This window comes from Peteryoungia algae (assembly GCF_030369675.1).
Lineage (GTDB): Bacteria > Pseudomonadota > Alphaproteobacteria > Rhizobiales > Rhizobiaceae > Allorhizobium > Allorhizobium algae.
The window spans coordinates 2,682,879-2,696,773 of record NZ_CP128477.1; the positions used below are offsets into that span (position 1 = coordinate 2,682,879).

At 59.9% G+C, this 13,895-nt stretch carries 15 protein-coding genes; 3 read left to right on the plus strand and 12 right to left on the minus strand.

The features are described 5' to 3' along the window. Window positions 1–2: 2 nt before the first annotated feature. Entirely contained in the window at window positions 3–713 is a 711-nt protein-coding gene (locus QTL56_RS12750; protein WP_245138015.1) for a NapC/NirT family cytochrome c, read from the plus strand. Window positions 714–815: 102 nt separating this feature from the next. Here the strand turns inward: QTL56_RS12750 and QTL56_RS12755 are convergent, their stop codons facing one another. From QTL56_RS12755 to nirK, 4 genes are all read right to left on the minus strand, one after another. After that, a complete protein-coding gene (locus tag QTL56_RS12755) occupies window positions 816–1,262 on the minus strand; it encodes a pseudoazurin (protein ID WP_245138014.1) in 447 nt (148 codons plus the stop codon). Window positions 1,263–1,360: 98 nt separating this feature from the next. Continuing rightward, window positions 1,361–2,062: a Crp/Fnr family transcriptional regulator gene (locus tag QTL56_RS12760; RefSeq protein WP_245138036.1), complete on the minus strand. Its 702-nt coding sequence runs from the start codon at window positions 2,060–2,062 to the stop codon at window positions 1,361–1,363. A 100-nt stretch (window positions 2,063–2,162) separates the two neighbouring features. Next, window positions 2,163–3,056 (minus strand): SUMF1/EgtB/PvdO family nonheme iron enzyme, encoded by an 894-nt coding sequence (locus QTL56_RS12765; RefSeq protein ID WP_245138013.1) that lies wholly within the window; start codon window positions 3,054–3,056, stop codon window positions 2,163–2,165. Window positions 3,057–3,125: 69 nt separating this feature from the next. Next, window positions 3,126–4,265, minus strand: a complete 1,140-nt coding sequence (gene nirK, locus QTL56_RS12770) for a copper-containing nitrite reductase (RefSeq protein WP_245138012.1) — start codon at window positions 4,263–4,265, stop codon at window positions 3,126–3,128. 229 nt (window positions 4,266–4,494) lie between these two features. Between nirK and QTL56_RS12775 the strand changes: the two genes are divergently transcribed. After that, window positions 4,495–5,739, plus strand: coding sequence for an NnrS family protein (locus QTL56_RS12775; protein WP_245138011.1), 1,245 nt, complete (start codon window positions 4,495–4,497; stop codon window positions 5,737–5,739). Here the strand turns inward: QTL56_RS12775 and QTL56_RS12780 are convergent. Together QTL56_RS12780 and QTL56_RS12785 are read right to left on the minus strand one after the other, a co-directional pair. Next, a complete protein-coding gene (locus QTL56_RS12780) occupies window positions 5,703–6,227 on the minus strand; it encodes a DUF2249 domain-containing protein (RefSeq protein ID WP_229576933.1) in 525 nt (174 codons plus the stop codon). The two genes, QTL56_RS12775 and QTL56_RS12780, sit on opposite strands and share 37 nt — an antisense overlap. 100 nt (window positions 6,228–6,327) lie before the next feature. Then, on the minus strand, window positions 6,328–6,609 hold the full coding sequence (locus QTL56_RS12785) for a DUF2249 domain-containing protein (RefSeq protein ID WP_245138010.1): 282 nt from the start codon (window positions 6,607–6,609) through the stop codon (window positions 6,328–6,330). 193 nt (window positions 6,610–6,802) lie between these two features. On the opposite strand from QTL56_RS12785, the gene hemN reads away from it, so the two are divergent. Continuing rightward, complete coding sequence (gene hemN, locus QTL56_RS12790; RefSeq protein WP_245138009.1) at window positions 6,803–8,155, plus strand: oxygen-independent coproporphyrinogen III oxidase; 1,353 nt, start codon at window positions 6,803–6,805, stop codon at window positions 8,153–8,155. A gap of 71 nt (window positions 8,156–8,226) precedes the next feature. Here hemN and QTL56_RS12795 read toward each other — a convergent pair whose 3' ends face one another. The 6 genes from QTL56_RS12795 to QTL56_RS12820 form a co-directional block, all read right to left on the minus strand. After that, the gene (locus QTL56_RS12795) at window positions 8,227–10,125 is read right to left on the minus strand and encodes a nitric oxide reductase activation protein NorD (protein ID WP_245138008.1); all 1,899 of its coding nucleotides are present in this window, start codon (window positions 10,123–10,125) and stop codon (window positions 8,227–8,229) included. 10 nt (window positions 10,126–10,135) lie between these two features. Then, window positions 10,136–10,939 (minus strand): CbbQ/NirQ/NorQ/GpvN family protein, encoded by an 804-nt coding sequence (locus QTL56_RS12800; protein ID WP_245138007.1) that lies wholly within the window; start codon window positions 10,937–10,939, stop codon window positions 10,136–10,138. A 63-nt stretch (window positions 10,940–11,002) separates the two neighbouring features. Beyond that, window positions 11,003–12,349 carry a nitric-oxide reductase large subunit gene (locus QTL56_RS12805; RefSeq protein WP_245138006.1) on the minus strand — a complete coding sequence of 449 codons (1,347 nt, stop codon included), beginning with the start codon at window positions 12,347–12,349 and terminating at the stop codon, window positions 11,003–11,005. A gap of 28 nt (window positions 12,350–12,377) precedes the next feature. After that, complete coding sequence (locus QTL56_RS12810) at window positions 12,378–12,830, minus strand: c-type cytochrome (protein ID WP_229576939.1); 453 nt, start codon at window positions 12,828–12,830, stop codon at window positions 12,378–12,380. A gap of 155 nt (window positions 12,831–12,985) precedes the next feature. After that, complete coding sequence (locus QTL56_RS12815; RefSeq protein WP_245138005.1) at window positions 12,986–13,261, minus strand: cytochrome C oxidase subunit IV family protein; 276 nt, start codon at window positions 13,259–13,261, stop codon at window positions 12,986–12,988. 8 nt (window positions 13,262–13,269) lie between these two features. After that, window positions 13,270–13,815, minus strand: coding sequence for a cytochrome c oxidase subunit 3 (locus QTL56_RS12820; protein ID WP_245138004.1), 546 nt, complete (start codon window positions 13,813–13,815; stop codon window positions 13,270–13,272). Window positions 13,816–13,895: the final 80 nt, after the last annotated feature.

The following is a 13,895-nucleotide window of genomic DNA, read 5'->3' on the forward strand; positions in this document are numbered from 1 at the left end:
AGATGCAGAGACTCCGAAACCTGCTCTCATGGACATGGCGCATTCTGACGACGCCAGCGGCCACGCTCAGCCTGGCTTTCCTGACACTGGGCGGCTTCGTCGGCGGTGTGATGTTCTGGGGCGCGTTCAACACAGCACTTGAGCTGACCAATACGGAAGAGTTCTGCGTCGGTTGTCACGAGATGAAGAACAATGTTTACGAGGAGATGACGAGGACCGTACACTTCTCCAACCGATCCGGTGTCAGGGCGTCGTGCCCCGACTGCCATGTGCCCCACGAATGGACGGACAAGATTGCCCGCAAGATGCAGGCATCCAAAGAAGTCTGGGGCAAGATCTTCGGAACGATCAATACACGTCAAAAATTCCTGGATGAGCGATTACGGCTGGCCCAGCATGAATGGGCAAGACTGAAGGCCAACGACAGCCTCGAATGCAGAAACTGCCACTCCTCCGTCGCCATGGACCTGTCGAAACAGACGGAACGCGCGGCGGAGATCCACACGCGCTATCTCCTGAGCGGCAAGGCAACCTGCATCGACTGCCACATGGGCATCGCGCATGAACTGCCGAACATGCAAGGGATCAATCCTGGCTGGAAGGTGCCGGAAGAGCTGGAAGGCAAGGAGCTTCCCACCGCATCGCCGGTCGATGAGCTACGCGACGCAATCGACCGAGCGCATAGCGGTCTTCTGGCCGATGGCGGGATCTGATACGTGTGAGACCCGCCATCGAAACGGTTCACGAATAGCGACGCCGCCGGGGATCAGCACCCCCGGCGGCGTTGGCCAAGAAACATGTACTGGCGCGCGGCTTTACTGCGCCGCCGCAACGGCTGCATCAATCCGCTCGCGAGCTTTTTTCGGCAGCTTGGCGGCGTTGAAGGCGTCGAGATTGGCGGCCGGGGCATCCCCAACCAGAATGGCAGCCACCATGCCCATACCGACATGGGGAGCGCATTTCACGCCATAGAGCCCTGGCACGTCGAACGTCACCTTGATTTCTTCGTTCATTTTGCCTTTGAACTCTGCGGCACCGTCCGGGATCATGCCCTTGATCACTTCGGCATTGTGGCCCTTGTCGGTCGGGATGAAGGTAACGGTGTCACCGGGGGCAACTTTCAAGCCGGCAGGCTCGAACACCATGGCACCCTCTGCACCTTTGTTCAGCATCTTCACTTCGAAATCGGCAGCGGCTGAAATCGCCGGAGCCGAAACCATGAGAACGGCTGCCATGATCACACTACGCAGTTTCATTTTCATCTCCTTACACAGGAACACCTCGTTCCGTTGGAGAAGTGATAGGCCAGGATGAACAGGCCTTCTTTGCGCAATATCAAGTACGGGAACGCTTCACCTGATTATCGACGCTCCGGAAGAGAATCCGCCAGCGACGCAAGTTCAACCATATCCCGCACAAGAAGTTTTTGCCGACCGCCTTCGATCAGCCCCCGGCTCTCCCAGGCACTGAATATGCGCGACACCGTATGCACCGTCGTTCCGGTCATTTCCGCGATGTCCTGCCGCGAAATCGGGAAATCGATCCGTATTCCCGCAGCCTCTGCACGACCCGCTTTTTGAGCCAGCCGCAGCACCGTATGCGCAACCCTCTTCTCGACTTCCTGCGTGGACATTTCGCGAATGCGGACATGCGCTTCCTCGAGTCTTTGTCCGATCGTCTCCATCGCACTGACCGCGAGCCTGGGATTGCGCTCCACAAATCGCGGCCACAGCTCTGTCGGCCAGGACAAAACAATACTCTCGGCGGCGGCGAGGGCTGTTCCGGGATAATCGTGACGCTGGAGTGCCTTTGCAAAGCCGAAGAGATCGCCCGGATGCACAACACGGACAATGATCTGCTGGCCTGCACTGGTGACCTGGGTAACCTTGAGGCGACCATGCAGAAGTAGAAAAAAATAGGAGGCAGGCTGACCCTGTTCAAACACGGACTCACCGATCGGCAGCCGCCTCGTCTGCGCGGGAACGAGCAGTGCGTCCAGCTCGTCATCCGTCATCTTGTCGAACAATGACAATGACTTGATGATCGTCCGATCAAGTTTCAAAACAAATCCCTCTCCCGCCACCAGCATGCATCATCCGGGCTCGGGAGAGACCAATAACGGCTGTATCGGCGAGTGTCCAATGCGACGGGTGCAAACTATATCACAAGGCACCAATCGAAAAGAGCAAAGGAGCGTACCAGCGACGATCTTCAACCAGCCGGAAGCCGACATGGTCAGGGGGAACTCCGACAGAGCAGCCACCGCTTTTCGGGTCGCGGATGAACGAACTCAATGGCGATCTATGTTTGCCGGCGGCGATATAGACACCGCAGGCTTCGATTGCGACTGACTGACCACCACTGACGAGATCGACGCGCCGGTTGCATGTGGTCGTCCATTCCCAGACATTGCCGGCAAAATCGGCAAGGCCATGCTCGTTCTCACCGAAGCTTCCGTAGGGAAGCGGCTCCGGCTCCTTCGACCTCTTGCGCGCCGCCTCGCGCTCATAGTCGGCGAGCCAACGCAATGCCGGGTTCCTGTTGTCCGGATCTATGCCGAGAGCGTCATCAGGAAACTTGGTGCCAGCGGCAAAAGCCAGCTCGACGTCGCTCGGCAGGCGCCAGAGTCCGCCGCTCTTTTCCGAAAACCACCGCGCATAAAGTGTTGCATCGTCATGGCTGACGCCCGTGGCCGGCATGTCCGGGCGCGATGGCGTGGCCGATTCCCGGGCTGGGCAGGCACCATCGGCAACACAGGCGTCATAATCCTGGGTGCTCACCTGATACTTCATGATGGTGACTGGTGCCACCAGCGTTTCATCGGCCTTCGGACCGTCAACTGCATAGCCGGCACGATAATATTCACCGGGCTGACGATAGACGAACGTTCCGGGGGCCACCGAGATGGTTTGCGGCGCGGTCACATCCGCGCCCTCTAGCCGCACGATGCCGGACTGGACCCCGACCGCGATCGACAAGCCGCCAATCAGAAAAAGCGGCAAGGCCACCGAGGCGATTGGGTTGAAATGTCTGGGTGTGTTGATGGCGCCGAACATGGCGATTTCCAACGAGCTTGAGAACAAATGTGCCGGGGCGCCCTGGCGGCGCCCCGGACTGCGGTTCGATCAGCTTTCCGGATTAACAACGGCGGTCATCAGGTCATCGTTCCAGTCGCCGGTGACCTTGAAGTGGGCGGCAGCGCCCTTCTCGAAGGCTTCGATCAGGTTGTGGTTGACATAGGCGTAGATGCCCGGCTGCTGGAAGGTGTAGTAGGCAGCGCCCGCAGCACCACCGGGAATGAACCAGGTTTCCTGGTCGAGTTCTGGCGGGTTGGCGAACTTGCCGGTCGCCCAGACATAGTCGCCATGACCACCGATCAGGTGCGGTCGCGTGTCACGATTGGCCTGCGAATGCAGGATCAGCACCCGGTCGCCGACTTCAGCGGTCAAGGCATTGTCGCCGGTCAGGGCTCCGACCGCACCGTTGAAGACGATATGGCTCGGCGTCAGCGTGTTCATGACTTCAAGCACGTCCGAGTAGGCATCGCCGGCACTTTCGTATTTCTTGTAATTGCCGTCAGCATCCTTTGGCACATAGAAGTCCTGCTCGCCGACATAATACACCTTGTCGTACGGCAGATCATTGCCCTCGTGGTCCTTCAGGCCCTCCCGCGGGAGAACCATGATCGCGCCGTTCATACCGGCCGTCACGTGCCACGGCACCATACCGGGAGGTGCGCAGTGATAGACGAAGACGCCGGCCTTGGTGGCTTTGAAGCGGAGCACGGCCTTCTCGCCCGGGTTGACCAGCGTCAGGGCCCCACCACCAAGCGCACCGGTTGCCGAATGGAAGTCGATATTGTGCTGCAGGCTGTTGGTGTCGGGATTGATCAGCGTCAACTCGACATAATCGCCTTCATGAACGACCATCATGGGACCGGGCACCGAACCATTGAAGGTCATGGCATGGACTTCCGTGCCAGCGTCGTCGACGATGATCTTCTTTTCCTCAATGGTAAGCGTGAACTCGACGACCTTCGGCGGACCTTCTGCCTTCTGCGAATGGGCATGGACGAAGGGGGGCGCAATCAGATCGACCTTCACGCGCTTCAGCTTGGCGATGTCAGCGGCAACGGCTGCAGCATTGGTCTTGATGTCGCCGCCTTCGGCGCGTGCCACAGTACCCGTCAAGACAGGCACAAGTGCGCTTGCAAAGACAGCCCCCGCAAGCATTGTTCTTCTGGTCAAATTGAACGCATGGGTCATGATCTTTTCTCCTTGTCGTGCAGAGAGCGTTTCGCCCGATCTGTTGACATTGTTTTACTTCATGACGCGCGGTTCTAATTGATCTGGAACAATGATATCTATTCTTCACGGTGCGACGTTCAGCCGCCAACAAAGCAATGGATTAATCTCGGTCATTTGATCGAAATCAATTACTTTGCTTGACGATTTCTTGAAGCAGCATTTCCCGCAGAGGGTGGAGACCAGTTTCATGACGGATCGAGAAAAGTCGGCCATTGGCGGCATTCCACGCGGCCTTGGGCGCGATGGTCTCGTCCTGCTCTCCTACGGTTTCAGGCCATTTTATCTTGGAGCCGGATTGTGGGCCATTGCAACGATGGCAGTCTGGATGTCCGCCCGCCAGGGCTGGCTCGACCTCGCTGGCAGCTACGGACAATCCGCCTGGCACGCACATGAACTCTTGTTTGGTTTCATGCCGGCGGTTCTGGTCGGCTATTTGATGACGACCGTGCCAAACTGGACGGGTCGCTTTCCACTGTCAGGCCTGCGGCTTGCACGCCTCGTGCTCATCTGGCTTGCGGGCCGGGTCTCCATGCTGATGGTTGGCAACACGACGCCCCTGATCACACTCCTGATCGACTGGATATTCCTCCCACTCTTCGCATTTTTCTGCCTGAGGGAGGTCTGGGCTGCAAAACGGATTGCGGATGCCAAACCTATCCTCTCCGTTACGCTTCTTGCCTTTTTCAATGGCGGGTTTCACGCCGCAGCCATGACCGGAGGCGACGTGAGCGCCTGGGCACGGGCAGGTCTGTCCGTCTATATCCTGTTGATAGCTGCGACCGCCAGCAAGCTTATCCCGAGCTTCACAAACAACTGGCTTGCCCAGGCAGGCAGGCCACGCCTCGCCGCGGGAAATCGCATGATCGACCGCTTCGTACTTGTCACCACGCTGCTTGCAGCGATGATGTGGACATTGGTGCCGTCAGGACTTCTTACGGCCATCATGGCGGTTGTTGCCGCAGGCTCGCATCTGCTTCGCCTAGGAGCATGGTTCAGGCCCGCCATACTGCGGTCATCCCTGATCACAGCCATGCAGATTTCCTACGGGTTCATCCCTCTCGGGCTCCTGGGTCTCGGAGCAACCGCACTCGACATGCTCGACCCGATCACTGCAATGCATCTACTTGCCATCGGCGCTGTATCGGGAATGATGCTCGCGATCATCAACCGTTCAATCCGGCTTCACACCGGCCGGAATGGAAAGCTGTCCTGGCCTCAGCGATTGTCGGTTCCATGCGTGCTGCTGGCGGCAGGCATGCGCAGCAGTGCCGATCTCGTTCCCGGATTTTATGAGGCCCTGCTTGGGACGGCCGGTCTATTTTGGATCGCCGGTTTTGTCTTCTTCCTGTGCGATAGCGCAGGACTGCTATGTAACGTTCAGCGACAACCCGGCCGTCAGCCCTCGTCGCCGACGCGGATCAGCATGCGATAGGCACGCTTCGACGCGTCAAGATTGCCAACCCATTGGTGACCACGTTTTTCAAGCTCCGCTGCCAAGAAGCGAGACTCCTCGGAAAAAACCGCGAAGAGAACTTCACCGGGTTCCATCAGGTCGATCAGCGAGAGAACCTTCTCCATCGGTGCCGGCGGCTCATGATTGGTGAGGTCGATCTGCCACAGGGGATCGGGCCACGCCGCCGCTTCTTCAGCCCCAAGGGAATGGAATATCTTTGCAGATGCTTCGATGGCCGGGGAAAACAAGACTTCCCAGTCGCCGCCATCCAACTCCTTGATCTCCGCAGAATAGCCGCGCCGCGCCATGACGCTCAAAAGGGGCACAGGTTGAAAGGTTGCCAAGAGCCGCAAGCCTTCGCCAGGCTCCAAGGACTGCACCGCCTCCATGATCGCGGGAAATGGCTCACCACCCTCGCGAAGAATGGGCCGCACGTCGAGCTCCCTGTAGTTGATCGCTGTCGACATGTAACCTCCCTGTTTGCGATTCCCAGTTTGCGATTCCCAGGATTAAATCGCACCGAATGCACGCGGAGCGACCGACGAATACCGACCGCTCCAACGCAGTTCAATGGTCACCACCGCAGTTGCAGTTGCAGCCCTCGTGTTTCTTCCGGCGAATGCGGACTTCCCATATTTCCGGACCGCGGGAAAGGTATTCCCACCCGAACATCCCGTCATAGTGCGTTTCGAGGTGGTAATAGAGCGGAACCGGATCATGATCGACGGTCAGGATCAACTGATAATCCGGGAGCAGAGAATTCAACATTCCGAATATGCGGGGATGCCTTTCCACGCGGGGAACTTCTCGCACATCGAGTTTGAGAACATGATCTTCGACAGCAGTCATTCGGTCGCTTTCTTCCATGGAGGTTTGCAGGGCGCATGCAGCTCGGCCGCACCACAGGACATTGAAGCGCTTGTGCGCGGGCTTCGTTGTGCTGCGACAAGCAAAACCTGGAAAGCTGTGTTCCTCTTTGCCTTTCGACAACGAAGTGCCGGCGCGCGGCACTATCGTGACGGCACCAAACCGGAGCGATACAATGAACGCAGAGATAATCCGCCGTTACGGCGAAAGCCGCCTGCCCCGCTACACGAGCTATCCGACGGCGCCACGCTTTTCACCCAGCATTGGAGCAGGCACCTATCGTGACTGGCTGGCGACCGTTCCGGAAAGCGATCCGGTGTCGCTTTATCTCCACGTGCCCTTCTGTCGATCCATGTGCTGGTATTGCGGCTGCCACACCACGATTACCCAGAAGGACGCGCCGATCCTCGACTATCTCACTGTGCTGAAGCAGGAGATCAAGCTGGTGTCCAAGGCGATCGGGCGGCGACAAAGTGTGAGTGAAGTCCACTTCGGCGGCGGCACCCCCACCATCATGACGCCGGACGAGTTTCTCGACCTGACTGCCACTCTCAACAAGGCCTTCGACTTAGGCGACGCTGCGGAGCTGGCCGTGGAAATCGACCCGAGAACCCTGACGCTAGAAATGTCCGAGGCCCTGGGCCAGGCGGGGATGACCCGGGCCAGTCTCGGCGTACAGAGCTTTGATCCAAAAGTTCAAAAAGCGATCAATCGCATCCAGTCGGCGGAGCAAACGGGAACGGCCCATGCAAACCTCCGCAAGGCAGGCGCCACAAGCGTCAACTTCGACCTGATCTACGGCTTGCCACATCAGACCGTAGACTCTGCTATTGAAACTGCGCGTGTGGCGGCCGCCATGCGTCCCGAACGTTTCGCCGTCTTCGGCTACGCCCATGTACCGACCTTCAAGAAGCATCAACGCCTGATCGATACGGCAGCCCTTGGCGACGCGCATGAGCGGCACGCTCAGGCGGAAGCCATCGCAGCAACATTGTGCGAAGCCGGGTATCGCCGCATCGGTCTCGACCATTTCGCGCTTCCTGAGGATTCGCTTTCGATCGCGGCCGGCCGCCAGGCGCTGCATCGCAACTTCCAGGGATATACGACCGACAATGCATCGACGCTCATCGGATTCGGTTCATCGGCAATCGGACGCCTGGCCGAAGGCTATGCACAAAATGACGTCGCGATCGGGCGATATGCGAACCTCATCTCGTCCGGTGAACTGGCCACATCGAAAGGCTACCGCCTTACACGGGAGGACCGCATCCGCGCCTGGATCATCGAGCGGCTGATGTGCGACTTCCAGGTGGATTTCGGTGCCATGCCGGATGGTTTCGACCTTCCGGACGAGAGCATCGGAAAGGCCAATCAGCCGTTGCAGACCTTGGTGGCGGACGGCATCGCGAATTGGCATGGCGATACGCTGAGGGTCGATACACAGCACAGGTTCCTGGTCAGAACGGTGGCGTCCTGCTTTGATGCCTATCTTGGCGAAACGGGTCGAACACACGCCACCGCAGCCTGAGGCAAAGCAGGGAAAACGAGAAAGCCCGGTCCGATCTCTCGGTCCGGGCTTTCCCTTTGCGCGATCGCGGATCAGCGAACGAGCGCGCGGTAGATCTGTGGCAGGGCGGCCGGCAGGCGGCGGATATCGGGGACAACGGCAAAGCCGTGATGGCCGAAGACGGCGGGCACGTAGGTCTTTGCATCCTGATCGACAGTGACGCCGAAGACTTGAATGCCGCGACGGCGCGCCTCGGTCACGGCGCGGCGTGAATCTTCGATCGCAAAGCGGCCTTCGTAGTGATCCACGTCATTCGGCTTGCCGTCGGTCAAAATCAGGAGGAGATGCTTGCGGTTTGAGCGTTCAGCCAGCTTTGCCGTGGCATGGCGCAGTGCTGCTCCCATGCGGGTGTAATAGCCCGGTTTCAGGGCCGCGATACGGTGGCGGACCAGCGCACTCATCGGCTCATCGAAACCCTTGATCGTCTCGACCCGAACCCATTCTCTCCGTCTCGACGTGAAGCTCAGGATCGAGTGACTGTCGCCACAGGCCGCGAGCCCTTCGGCCAGCACGAGCAATGCCTCCTTCTCCACATCGAGCACCCGCCGATCGTTAAACCAGGCGTCAGTGGATAGCGAAACGTCGACCAGCAAAGTGACTGCGAGATCATGCGCCTGCGGACGGCTCGCCAGATGGATCCGGTCGGAGCACTCGCCGCTGGCAGCAAGCTCGGTGCGGCTGCGGACGACGGCATCGAGATCGAGATCGGCGCCATCGACCTGCGCCCGCAGATTTTCATGACGGGGGCGCATCGCCTCGAACTGTCGCCGCACACGGCGGATCAGGGCCTTCATCTCCTCCGAAGCGATCTGCCCCGCCTCTTCGCTCGAGGCAGGACCTGCCACCACGCGGCAATGATCCTTCAGGTAGACGCCGCGGCGGTAGTCCCATTCCGGATAGGTGAGATCGGCTTCAAGCGCAGAGTGGATGAGGGCCTCCGGCGGCAGGTCGAGGTCGAAACGGAACTTCGCCGCAGGCCGGCCCTTGCGTTCGCCGAGCACCATTTCGTCGAGCTCATCGGCGGCTGACGCATCGTGATCATCGCTGTCATCGGCGGGGCGGTCGACATTGACCATCTCCGCCATGGCTAGGATCTTTTCGAAGCGGTTGAGAATGAAGGGGCTGCGCTCGCCCTTGGCAGCGGAGTCCTTTTCGCGGATCGCCACATGGCGGCCGGCGGCTTGTGCATCCGCCTGACTGGAGCCGACCGGCTGGTCCACTTCCTGGCGGCCGGCCCATTCCTCCCTGATGACCGCCTGCGGCCAGAGCGGCACCGGCAGCATTGGCAAATAGCCGGGGGGCGCGGTTGCGGGAAGCTCAGCCTCGACGGAGAGCGGCGCGAGACCCCCACCCTGTCGCAGGAGATCGATCACCCGGTCTTCGAGCAGGCCCTCGACCCGGGGCAGCGAACCGCGCCGGCGTTCCGTCAACAGAGCGAGACACAGCCGGCGATAGAGGTCAACAAAGCCGGGAAACGCGGCGAGAACGTGCCCCTGCAACTGCGAGGCTGCCTCCAGCATGGCAAGATCGGCTTTCAGCGGATCAGCCTGCGTCATCGGTTCGAGCGGCATGACGGCCATGGCGGCGACGAGCCAGACATAAAGGTCGCGATTGAGCGCCGGCTCCGGCATCAGGTCGAGAACCGGCGGCAGCATGACGCTCGCCTCGTCGCGCGCCGGATGGATGAGCTTTTCCTCGCCCAGGCCCAGGCGCTGGCGCAGTTTCAGGCGATGCTGCGAGGTCCGGCCTCGCGCCGGGACCACTTGCACCGTCTTTTCCCCGCCGAAACCGCGAAAGCAGACCGAGAGAACCGGCAGCATCTCGTCCAGCGTGACAGCTGCCTCGGGATAGCGTGGCCAGGTCCGGGTGTCGCCGGCCAGCCTGTGCCAGGCACGGCCGACCGTCTCCTCAAGCTCCAGGAAATCCAGCATGACGCAACTCCTAGCGGATGACCGCTTGCGAGAGTTCGAGAAGAGCGGCACGCACATCCGGCTCGTCGGTCAGCGGCTCGATCATCGCGGCACGCACGGCGTCGCGTGGGGAAAGTCCGGCATCGATCAAGCTGGCGCAATAAACGAGGAGGCGGGTCGAGACGCCTTCCTCCAGATCATGACCTTTGAGTGCGCGCAGCCGCCGCGCCAGTTCGACCAGCGGCTCGACGGCAGAAATGGGTAGTCCGCTTTCCGCCGAGACAACCTCGATCTCACGGGCCTTGGGCAGAAAGTCGAACTCGATCGCAACGAAGCGCTGGCGGGTCGAGGGCTTCAGCGCCTTGAGCAGGCTCTGATAGCCGGGATTGTAGGAAACGACGAGCATGAAGGAGAGTGGCGCCGCAAGCTCTTCGCCCGTGCGCTCCAGCGGCAGGATCCGCCGGTCGTCGGTGAGCGGATGAAGGACGACGGCCACGTCCTTGCGTGCCTCGACGACTTCATCGAGATAGCAGACGCCGCCTTCGCGCACGGCGCGCGTCAATGGCCCGTCGACCCAGACGGTCTCGCCGCCCTTCAGCAGAAACCGTCCCGTGAGATCGGCGGCGGCAAGGTCATCGTGGCAGGACACGGTGGTGAGCGGCAGACCGAGCTTTTGCGCCATGTGACTGACGAAACGGGTCTTGCCGCAACCGGTCGGACCCTTCAGGAGAAGCGGCAGTTGCCGTGTCCAAGCCGTCTCGAAGAGGGCGCATTCGTTGCCAAGCGGGCTATAGGCCGGGATATCCGGCTGAAGATTGCGTGCGATGATGTTCATAGGTCTGATCCTTGAAAACTCTGGAAAAGGCCTCGCCGCCGGGAAAGCAGCGGGGCCGCTGTCTCACTCGGCAGGCTCGACATAGCCGCCGAAGGCAGGCTCTTTTTCCTTGCCCGGCATCAGCACGGCCCAGACAAACATCAGGGCGGAGACCAGCACGACGGCACCCGAGCCGAGGCGTACCCAGTAGAACAGTGCCAACTGGTCCTGCACGGCCATATAGCTGTCACCAAGCACGCGCTGCAGATGCACCTGCAGGACACCGGCAAAGGTGAGTGCGAAGGTCATGACTGACATGGCGGTGCACATCATCCAGAAGCTCGCGATCGACAGCCACTGGTTATACGGCTGGCGACCCCGCATTTCGGGAATGGCATAGGCCATGACCGCAAGGTTGAGCATGACGTAGGCGCCGAAGAAGGCGAGGTGTCCGTGCGCAGCGGTCACCTGCGTGCCGTGCGTGTAGTAGTTGACCGAAGACAGCGTGTGCAGGAAGCCCCAGACGCCGGCGCCGAAGAAGGCCATGACCGAGCAGCCGATCGACCACAGAAGGGCAGCCTTGTTCGGATGCTTGCGGCCGGCCTTCCAGGTCATCACGAAGGTGAAGATGACCATGGTGAAGAACGGGGCGACTTCGAGCGTCGAGAAGAGCGAACCGATCCACTGCCAGTAACCTGGCGCACCGATCCAATAGTAGTGATGGCCCGTGCCGAGAATGCCGGAGAAGAGTGCCAGACCGACGATGACATAGAGCCATTTCTCGACGACTTCGCGATCGATGCCGTTGAGCTTGATCATCAGGAAGGCGAGCACCGAGGCCATGATCAGCTCCCAGACGCCTTCGACCCACAGATGGACGACGTACCACCAGTACATCTTGTCGAGCGCGAGATTGATCGGGTTGTAGAAGGCGAAGAGGAAAAAGATCGCCACGCCCCAGAGGCCAAAGATCAGAATGTTGGTGACAACAGTCTTGCGTCCCTTGAGCGACGTCATGGTGACGTTGAACAGCAGCATCAATGCGACAATGACGATGCCGACCTTGATAATGAAGGGTTGCTCGAGAAACTCGCGGCCTTCATGGATGCCGAAGAGATAACCGACAACGGCGGCGGCAGCGGCGATCAGGAAGATCCAGAACTGCGCAATGGCGAGCTTCGGGCTGTAAAGCTCCGTCTCCGCCTCTTCCGGCAAGAGATAGTAGGTCGCGCCCATGAAGCCCATCAGCAACCAGACGAGCAGGGCGTTGGTGTGGATCATGCGCACGATATTGAAGGGGAGGAGCTCGGAGAGCGTGTTGGGCAGGACATAGATCGTGCCCGCAACAACCCCGAACAGGACCTGGGCAACGAAGAGGCCAAGCGCGCCGTAGAAATACAGCATCGCGACCTTCTGGCTTTGATATTTCATGGTGATGTCTCCTTGGGTCACGAAGGGCTCAGCCCGCCTCGTTCGGCGGCCAGTTCTGCGTCTTGATCTTGCTGGTCCATTCGAGGAAATCGGCGAGATCGTTGATCTCGTCGTCGGTCAGGTTGAATTGCGGCATCTGTCGGCGACCTTCGACGCCGGAGGGCTGTGCGGCCATCCAGGAGCGAAGCGTCTCGCGGGCACCCTCATGGTCGTCCTGACCGCCCCATCGGGTCCAGACATTGCCGAGTTCAGGCGCGAAATAGGCCCCCTCCCCCAGAAGCGTATGGCAGTTGATGCAGGAGTTCTTCTCCCAGACATGCTTGCCGCGGGCGACGCTGTCGGTCAGCGTCGTCTCGTCGGTCGAGGTCGTCCGGATGTAGTAGTGACTGTGGGCCGTGAGCCCCACGAAGATCGCAAAAAAGAAGATGGAGCCGCCGTAGAAAACGTTGCGCGCTCCAGTCTTGGTCAGGCGCTCTGCCATGCCTTTGTCCTTCCGTCTGCCGGGCGAATGACACCCGGCGCTGGTTTCCCCGCCTTGAAGGCTCCGGCGATCCCCTCGCCGGGTCTGCGGGATGCTTGTTCATAGTGAGTGGTGGGAGTTGTTCTTTGCGCTTCGGCAAGCAACGCAGCGAATCTTCAACCAATCAGGGCGACGGCCAGCGAGCGGGCGAGTGCGGCGGTCAGAAGGATGCACAACCAGCCGATGAGCGCGACCCGCATGGGATGCTGACCGGTCCTCAGCTCGAGGAAGTCGAGAACCACAAGCCGTCCTTTGGCAAAGGCGATCAGAAGAACTGCGGCGATCGGTACGATGGTAGCACCGGCGAGCGCCGCAACTACCGCGCCGCCGATCGCGAAGGTGATCAGCATGGCAAGCACGCCAACCAACTCCTCATGTTGTCTGCGGGTCATGATGGGCCTCACGCGAGATAGAGGATGGGGAAGATGACCAGCCAGACGAGGTCGATCACGTGCCAGAGCGTGGCGATCAGGATCAAGTTTTCCCGTGCCGGGCGCCAGGCGACCAGAAGAAGGGCAATTGCGCCAAAGAAGACATGCAGGAGATGGAAGCCGGTGATGATGAAATAGAGTTCGAAGAAGGTATCGAGTGTCGCATCACCGGCGAAGCGGACCTCACCCCAATATTCGAAGAGCTTGACCGCCACGAAGCAGAAGCCAAGCATAGCTGCAATGGTCAATGGCCGTTTTACCGCCTCAAGATCAAGCCGATTTCGCATCGCCACGGCAACGAAGTACCCGCTCACGAGAAGGATGAGGGTATTGGCTCCGGCTATGCCGGGTCTCAGGTGCAGACGGGCGAGTTCGAAAGCTTCCGCATCGAAGGTCGAAGCGACGAGAAAGCCGAGGATCAGGATGCCGAAAGCGATCAACTCGCTCCATACCAGGATCCAGAGCAGCAGATGGTCGTCCTTTGCCTCATCCTGGAGGCTCGTTCGCATGGCCATGGTCACATCTCCTTCCGGTCAGGATCGGTTTTAGAGAAAAATCCGAAGCGCTCTTTGTGGGAGCGCAAAGAAGACTGACG

What these genes read in the sequence shown, in the direction of transcription:
- QTL56_RS12750 (WP_245138015.1), top strand. Translation starts at nt 3, where the DNA reads ATGCAGAGACTCCGAAACCTGCTCTCATGGACATGGCGCATTCTGACG.
- QTL56_RS12755 (WP_245138014.1), bottom strand. Translation starts at nt 1,262, where the DNA reads ATGAAAATGAAACTGCGTAGTGTGATCATGGCAGCCGTTCTCATGGTT.
- QTL56_RS12765 (WP_245138013.1), bottom strand. Translation starts at nt 3,056, where the DNA reads ATGTTCGGCGCCATCAACACACCCAGACATTTCAACCCAATCGCCTCG.
- nirK (WP_245138012.1), bottom strand. Translation starts at nt 4,265, where the DNA reads ATGACCCATGCGTTCAATTTGACCAGAAGAACAATGCTTGCGGGGGCT.
- QTL56_RS12775 (WP_245138011.1), top strand. Translation starts at nt 4,495, where the DNA reads ATGACGGATCGAGAAAAGTCGGCCATTGGCGGCATTCCACGCGGCCTT.
- QTL56_RS12780 (WP_229576933.1), bottom strand. Translation starts at nt 6,227, where the DNA reads ATGTCGACAGCGATCAACTACAGGGAGCTCGACGTGCGGCCCATTCTT.
- QTL56_RS12785 (WP_245138010.1), bottom strand. Translation starts at nt 6,609, where the DNA reads ATGACTGCTGTCGAAGATCATGTTCTCAAACTCGATGTGCGAGAAGTT.
- hemN (WP_245138009.1), top strand. Translation starts at nt 6,803, where the DNA reads ATGAACGCAGAGATAATCCGCCGTTACGGCGAAAGCCGCCTGCCCCGC.
- QTL56_RS12795 (WP_245138008.1), bottom strand. Translation starts at nt 10,125, where the DNA reads ATGCTGGATTTCCTGGAGCTTGAGGAGACGGTCGGCCGTGCCTGGCAC.
- QTL56_RS12800 (WP_245138007.1), bottom strand. Translation starts at nt 10,939, where the DNA reads ATGAACATCATCGCACGCAATCTTCAGCCGGATATCCCGGCCTATAGC.
- QTL56_RS12805 (WP_245138006.1), bottom strand. Translation starts at nt 12,349, where the DNA reads ATGAAATATCAAAGCCAGAAGGTCGCGATGCTGTATTTCTACGGCGCG.
- QTL56_RS12810 (WP_229576939.1), bottom strand. Translation starts at nt 12,830, where the DNA reads ATGGCAGAGCGCCTGACCAAGACTGGAGCGCGCAACGTTTTCTACGGC.
- QTL56_RS12815 (WP_245138005.1), bottom strand. Translation starts at nt 13,261, where the DNA reads ATGACCCGCAGACAACATGAGGAGTTGGTTGGCGTGCTTGCCATGCTG.
- QTL56_RS12820 (WP_245138004.1), bottom strand. Translation starts at nt 13,815, where the DNA reads ATGGCCATGCGAACGAGCCTCCAGGATGAGGCAAAGGACGACCATCTG.